The 6,868-nt window shown below is 69.5% G+C and carries 6 protein-coding genes; 1 reads left to right on the top strand and 5 read right to left on the bottom strand.

The features are described 5' to 3' along the window. Positions 1 to 309 precede the first annotated feature (309 nt). Positions 310 to 1,041 carry a homocysteine S-methyltransferase family protein gene (locus H504_RS32725; RefSeq protein WP_035302912.1) on the top strand — a complete coding sequence of 244 codons (732 nt, stop codon included), beginning with the start codon at positions 310 to 312 and terminating at the stop codon, positions 1,039 to 1,041. Here the strand turns inward: H504_RS32725 and H504_RS32720 are convergent. The 5 genes from H504_RS32720 to H504_RS0101045 form a co-directional block, all read right to left on the bottom strand. After that, positions 1,016 to 2,668 carry an ABC transporter substrate-binding protein gene (locus H504_RS32720; protein ID WP_035302911.1) on the bottom strand — a complete coding sequence of 551 codons (1,653 nt, stop codon included), beginning with the start codon at positions 2,666 to 2,668 and terminating at the stop codon, positions 1,016 to 1,018. The two genes, H504_RS32725 and H504_RS32720, sit on opposite strands and share 26 nt — an antisense overlap. A 10-nt stretch (positions 2,669 to 2,678) precedes the next feature. Beyond that, on the bottom strand, positions 2,679 to 3,935 hold the full coding sequence (locus H504_RS0101060; protein ID WP_084467264.1) for an ABC1 kinase family protein: 1,257 nt from the start codon (positions 3,933 to 3,935) through the stop codon (positions 2,679 to 2,681). A 14-nt stretch (positions 3,936 to 3,949) separates the two neighbouring features. Then, on the bottom strand, positions 3,950 to 4,588 hold the full coding sequence (locus H504_RS0101055) for an NHL repeat-containing protein (RefSeq protein ID WP_026421241.1): 639 nt from the start codon (positions 4,586 to 4,588) through the stop codon (positions 3,950 to 3,952). Then, the gene (locus H504_RS0101050) at positions 4,585 to 5,475 is read right to left on the bottom strand and encodes a class I SAM-dependent methyltransferase (protein ID WP_026421240.1); all 891 of its coding nucleotides are present in this window, start codon (positions 5,473 to 5,475) and stop codon (positions 4,585 to 4,587) included. Before H504_RS0101050 ends, H504_RS0101055 begins: the two co-directional genes overlap by 4 nt. Before the next feature lie 73 nt (positions 5,476 to 5,548). Beyond that, positions 5,549 to 6,745: a DUF6004 family protein gene (locus H504_RS0101045; RefSeq protein ID WP_026421239.1), complete on the bottom strand. Its 1,197-nt coding sequence runs from the start codon at positions 6,743 to 6,745 to the stop codon at positions 5,549 to 5,551. Positions 6,746 to 6,868 lie beyond the last annotated feature (123 nt).

The raw sequence follows: 6,868 nt of genomic DNA, 5'->3' as shown, positions 1-6,868 counted from the left end.
GCTTTAATCTGGCGCCCGAGCGCCGGCGTCGCCGAAGGCGACCAGGCCGACCCCCGAGGCGAAGCTGAGGCCCAGAGACCCCTCACACCAAGATCAACCCGAACAAAAGCCCCCGAATACACACCCTAACCGGACCCACCGACAAGATCGCCAGCCGTCCACAAGCAAGATCAACCGAGAACAAAGCCCCCCAATTCACAGCCTACCCAACCCCACCGACAAGATCGGCCAGTCGCCGACCGGCCAGGCGTTGCCGCCCTGACCCTCGACCACCGCAATGCTTCACTTTCCTGTGGTAACTTCGGTCTCGTGCTCCTAGACGCCAGCTTGCCCGCCGGACTCCAGGCCGCCGGGATCGTGGTCGAGTCGCCGTGGTGGACGAACAAGCCGATGTTGACCGGGGTGGGGCGGGCGGCCATTCGGGCTGTGCACGAAGGTCATGTGGCGGCGGGGGCGGATGTCGTGCGGGCTGCGACGTTCCATTGTTCGGAGGCCGAACTGCTGGATCTGGGGTTGGCGCCGGGGTCGGGGACGGCCTGGATGGTGCACGCCGCGGTCGGGGTGGCGAGGACGGCGGGGGCGCGGACCGTGGTCGGTTCGATCGGTCCGTCGCCGCATCCGCATGACTGGTTGGTCACGGAGCTGACCCGGTGCGGTGTCGATGCGATTCTCGCTGAGTCGATGCCGTCGATCGCGGAGGCGGTGGGCGTCGTCGAGCAGGCTCAGGTAAGAACCTGGGTGAGTTTCCAGGTGCGGCAAGGAAAACTGCTCTCGGGTGAGTCTGTTGTGGACGCTGTCCAGCAGGCCAGGCGTGGTGGTGCCGAGTTGGTGGCGGTGAACTGCGGCACCCCGGACGACCTCGAACCCGTCCTGGCGCAGATCCGCGAGTCCTACGACGGCCCCCTCGGCGCCTACCCGGATGCCACGGATGAGCTGATGCCGACGCTTCGCCGGTGGGAGGCCACCTATGGGCTTCAGCTCGTCGGCGGGTGTTGTGGCACCACCGCCGCTCATCTCAAGGTGCCAGCCACAAGTTCGTGAGGTCTCCGTTCAGCACCGGGTACGGTTCCCACCCCCGCACCCGTGGCGAGTGGAACCAGTACTGGTGCGCGAACAACACCGGTATCACCGCCATGTCCCGCAGTACCTCCACCTCCACCGCCCGGTACGCCGCGTTCGCCGCTGAGCGGTCCTGGGCCTCGCGTCCGGCGGCGAGGAGGCGGTCTACCCGGGGGTTGGTGTAGAAGCCGAGGTTCCACGTGCCCTCTGGGCGGCTCTCGAACAGTGGTTGCAGGTAGGTGCGCGCGTTGTCGCCGTGCCAGTCGGGTTCCCAGCCGGTGAAGGCGAGGTCCCAGTCGCCGCGGACGGCGGGTTCGGCGGAGGCGAAGTAGGTGGTGAAGAGGTCGTTGAGGGAGACGGGGACGGGGACCACCCGGATTCCGGCGCGGGCGAGCGCGGTGGCGATCTCCTGGACGGATTCGGGGTGGATGTCGCGGTCGCGGTGGACGATGCGCAGGGTCAGGCCGTCCGGGTAGCCCGCCGACGCCAGCAGGGAACGGGCCAACAATGGGTCACCAGATGGGGCGCCCTCGGGTACTGGGGGAGTGGGGGTGTGCGCCGAGCAGAGCGGGGGCAGGATCCGCCAGGCCAGGTCGCTGAGCCGGGGGCCGCCCCACACCCGGGACACGGCGGAGCGGTCGAGGGCGGCGGAGACGGCCTGGCGGACCGCGACCTTGCTGGTGGCGCGTTCCGCGTTGGGGCTCAACATGTTCACCGCGAGGTACGGGCTGAACAGGCCCGCCGGGTGGATCTCCAGCCGGGGGTCGCCGAACAGGCGTGGTAGTTCCGCCGTCATCGGTTGGATGTCCCACAGCATGTCGACCTCGCCCGTGTCGACGAGTCGGAACGACTCGGCCTCGTCAACTCCCACGCGCACCGACACCTGGTCGATGTAAGCGGCTCGCACGGGGTCTGAGTGAGTGTCCCACGCGGGGTTGCGTCCGAGCAGGATCTCCTTGCCCGACACGTAGTTCTCCACGCGGTAAGGCCCGTTGGAGCGCAACCGGCGCACGATGTCGTCGCTGCCGGGCAGGAACCCCGAGTACTCGATGGGCGCGGGTGTCGCGCTCGGTAGGGCCAAGATGTTGAGGAAGTCGACAGAGTGACCGATCGTGCGCAGCACAACGGTGTCGGTGCCAACGACTTCGATCCCCTCCACGGTCGAGGTCTCCAGAGCCCGCGCGACGTCGGTCGGGTCAACCGTGTCCAGGTAGTCGCGCAGTTCCGCCATCCCCCGGATGGTGCGCACGAAGTAGCTCAACGCCGGACCGGGCGCGTCGGGGTGTGCTAACCGCTTGAGCCCTCGGGCGAGGTCGGCGGCGGTGACGGGGCGGTAGTCGTCCCAGCGGATACCCGGCCGGAGCGTGAACACGTACTCCTGCCCGGACTCGTCCAGTCGCCCGTTCTCCCGGGTCGGCACCTCGATGGCCATGTCCGCGACGACCGCGCCCGCGGTGCCCTGGTCCCGCCCGGCCCGGTAGGTGACCAACTGCCGGGTGTACGCCCGCAGGACGCCCCGGGCGGCGGTGTGCACCGACAGCGCGGGGTCGAGGTTGTCGGCGTCAGCGGCGCCGACCATGGTGAGCGTGCCGCCGTACCGGGGGTCCATGGGTGTCCTCTCAGCCGGACCGCCGCGCGCCGAACAGGCCGCGGTTGAGCACGGGCTTGGCCGTTTCCTGGAAGTCGACGTCCGGGTCGAGGTCGCGGATGGTGCCCTCGATGACCAGCAGCGACAGCAGCGGGAAGATCAGTTCGGGGGCGGCGTGCACGCCGTGCCGCCGTTGCAGGTCGAACATCTCGGTGGCGAACGCGATGAGGCTGAACTCTCGTGCCGACAATCCGTGACACCGTACCACCAGTTCGGCCATCCTGGTCAGGAACCCGGGCAGGTCCGCGTCCGGCCGCAGCCCGGCCGAGCTCGCCACCACGATCTCCGCGCACCGGTCGCCGCGGCCGACCGCCATGTTCATGAAGAACTCGGCGAACAGCAGCCGCAGCCGGTCCGACAGTTGCACGCTGAACCCGGCGTCGAGGACGACCACGTCGCCGCCGCGGGTGAAGTACAGGTTGCCCGGGTGCAGGTCGCAGTGCACGAACCCGTTGACGAACAGCATGTGGTAGATCGCGCCGAGCGCGGACTCGGCGAACCTGCGCCGCAACGCCACCGGGCAGCGCGCGGCGGTGCGCAGGTCCAGGTCCGGGATGAACTCCATCGCCACGCAGGTCGGCTCGCACAACTCCGGGTACACCTGGGGCACCCACACCCGCCGCACCGCGCTCAGGTCGCGCCGCAGCCGGGCCAGGTTCGCCGCCTCCCGGGGGAAGTCCAACTGGGCCAGCACCGCGTCGCGCATCGACCCGACGACCTCGTTCACCGGTACCCCGCGCAGTATCGGCAGCCTGGCGGCGAGCGCCGCCCCGCGCCGCATGATCCGCAGGTCCGCCTCCAGGATCGGCCGGATCTCCGGCCGCAGGACCTTCAACGCGACCTGCCGCCCCTCGGCGTCCTTCGCGCGATAGACGCAAGCCACGCTGCCGCCCGCTATGGGCTCGAAATCGACCGACAGCGTCGACAGTCGCGCGCCATAGATCGCGGTAAGAACTTCCTCACTGCGCGCGGCGTCCAACGGCGGTACCGAGTCCTGCAGCACTTCCAACTCACGGCACAGCGAGGGCGGCAAGATGTCCCGACGCGTTCCCAGTACCTGCCCGGCCTTGACGAACGCCGGGCCTAACACCATCAGCAACCGCGCGAGCTTCCGGTACAGGACAGGCAAACCGCGCTCGCGTCCCCGTACGAGCAGACTGAGCAAGGATGGCACCAGCGTCACGACGGCGGTGACCACGACCCGCAGCACGCGCAGGACATCACGCATCGAGCACTCCTCGCTCAGAACCGCTGGAAACCGGGTAGCTCCACCGCGCGCAGTTGCAGCGTGGCGTGGTCGCAGTACCAGATGAGGCTGCCGTCCCAGGTCAGCCCGGTCGGGTTCCCCCACACCCGCACCGACACCTGTTCCCGGTGGTCGTCGGGGTTGACGAGCGTGATCATCGACCCGCGGTGGTCGGAGTAGACGACGAACCCGTCCGACACCGTCACCCCGGACGGTGGCCGCCGCACCGGCACGCAGTCGATGAGGTGGAAGTCGCTCGGGTCGCGCAGGTCGAGCACCTTCAGGTCCTGGTAGCCCAGCCACAGCCCGTCCCGGCCCGCCTCCAGCCCGGTCAGCGTGTGCCCGGGGCGCGGGTTGGCGAACTCGGCGACCACGTGCCCGTCGTCGGGGTCGAGCATCCGCAGGTCCCGTCCGGCGCCGACGACCTGCAGCAGCGATCCGTCCAGGGTGGTCAGGTCGGCGCGGATGTCGGCGCAGGCGATCTCCCCGGCCTGGTCGCCGGTGAGCGAGTCGATCGCCGCGATCCGGCCGGTGAACGACTCCGAGTACCACAGGAACTCGCCCGACCAGGTCACCCCGCACAGCTCCAGGGCCTGCAGCGGCAGGTCCCGGACGATCCCGGCGAGGATGGTCACGACAGCTCCCGCCGCGCGATCCCGCAGTCCAGCCGCCAGTCGGTCGCCACCCGTACTCCTTCGGGCAGGTGGACCTGGGCGCGCAGCACGTCACCCACGTCGACCCGGGTGTGCTGCAGGGGCCAGATCCACACGCCCCAGTTGCTGCCGGGGTAAGAGGGGAAGTTCGACAGGGTGATGCCCGGTGCCAGGGTCGCGGTGAACGACCCCATCACCGCGTGCAGCGTGCCCGGCCGGGTGATCCGCAGCTTGCGCGGCGACGTGGACACCCCGTGCGGGGTGACGCCGAGCAGGCTGTCGCCGATCGGGACGGCCGCGCTCAGCTTGGTCGGCAGCCGCTGGAAGAAGTGCAGGTGCGCGGTCGGCTCGGCGTGCTCTTGGACCACGTCGAGCCGGTAGCCGAGGGAGTCGCCGCTCCAGATGCCCCAGCCCTCGTCGTCGAACTCGATCGCGGTCAGCGTCGTGGTCAGCCGCTCCGGCACCACCCGGCCGCCCGGCGCCAGCACCCGCTTGGCGACCGCGGCCAGGATCTCCGGCATCTCCTCCTCGGGGCCGATGTTGCCCATCAGCTCGGCCACGATCACGTTGGCCTGCTCCGGCAGGTCGACCGCGCGGGCGTCGCCCCTGATCACGGTGAGCTTGCCGCTGAGGCCGTTGTCGTCGGCGATGCGGGCGGCCACGGCGGCGGTGACCGGGTCGCCCTCGATCGCGTAGACGTGCCCGGCGCCGTGCCGCAGCGCCATCATCCCCAGCACGAGCAGCCCGGCGCCGACATCCACGACGACGTCCCCTGGCCGCACGACCTTGGCCAGCGCGTCGTCGTAAGCCCGCAACCGGGTCCGGTCGGCGAGCATCGCCTGGTGCATGACGAGCGAGCGACTGTCCATAACAGACTCCACATGCGCCGAACCTCGCCCGGACCGTGGTGGTCCGGGCGAGGTTGGTCGGTTGGGGCTTCGGTCACACGTTGACGGCGGCGTGCTCGCCGACGATGGCCTCGCGCATCGCCAGGGTCAGGCCGGTGATCCGGGCCTTGACCTCGTCGCCGGTGGTGACCAGGGCCGCGTCGGTGCCGGACATGGTCAGCGTGGTGCCATTCGGGTCCAGGTCGCTCAGCTTGCCCGCGAGGTGCACGGAGTTGGTCGAGTAGAGCACCTCGTGCGGCGTGACCAGGTCGAACTCGGCGTCGAAGTGCAGGTCGCCGGGGAACTTGACCCGGGACAGCGAGTCCTCGCCGCCCTCGCCGAGCGAGCCGCCGGACGGCTTCGGCCAGCTCGCCCGCAGCATCACCCGGCCGCCGAGCTCGGCGCACTCGCCGACCAGGGCCACCCGGGCGAGCTGCGCGAGCACGCCGACGCCCTCGTCGTGCTTCTCCGGGCCGAACAGCAGGATCTCCATGCCCGCGGCCAGGTTGTGGCTGCCGGACAGCTCGACCTTGACGGTGCGGCCGCCGACCTCCAGGACCAGCGTCGCCTCGGTGGAGGTCTGGATGATCATCGACGGGTCGACCAGCATGGACATGCAGGCCGCCGGGCTGTCGGCGAAGAACACCGTCGGGACGATCCCGATCGGCTCGTTGCCGTCGGTCGAGGGGTACCAGGCCTCGGGCAGCGTGGTGCCGCGCACCACGTTCGGGGCCTGCACCAGCTCGATCGGCTGGTCGCCGCGCGGCACGCCGAGGTAACCGCCGGTCAGCGGCTTCTTGAACGGCGGGATCGCGTCCACCACGCCGTAGATGTCGATGACGTTGCGGTGCACCAGGCGCAGCGTGCTGGTCTCCAGGATGCCGAACCGCTGGATGTGGAACTCGGCCGGGAAGTTCTTGCCCGGCGCGATCTGCCGCACGTGCCCGGTGTTGGGCAGCAGCGGGTTGGACAGGATCTGGATGCGGTCGTTGAGCTCGTAGCTGAAGCCCTTGATGCCGACCTCGGGGGCGCTGATCAGCTCGGTGTCGAACACCGAACGGCCGCGCTCGTCGACCCGGTGCTCGAAGCCGGGCATCGGCCACTTGTTCATCTGCACGAAGCCGGAGAGGTTGATCGTCTCGCGCCTGCCGTTGTAGTAGTCGTCGCCGTAGACGATGGTGGCGGCGGCCAGGATGTGCGGGCGGATCGGCTTCGGGGCGAGGTTGAGCGACTCGTAGGTTTCCCGTGCCATGGAAGGCCTCCAGTGGGCGGACGGATTCGGGTCATCACCGGTGAGCTGCGCCTGGCGTGCGTGTGGAGAGAGTCTCGAGAAGGACACTATATATTTCAGTAGTAAGAGTCAATGGCCTGGTCG

This window comes from Actinokineospora inagensis DSM 44258 (assembly GCF_000482865.1).
Lineage (GTDB): Bacteria > Actinomycetota > Actinomycetes > Mycobacteriales > Pseudonocardiaceae > Actinokineospora > Actinokineospora inagensis.
The sequence above is the reverse complement of the archived record's forward strand: the minus strand, read 5'-3'. Positions and strand labels throughout refer to the sequence as shown.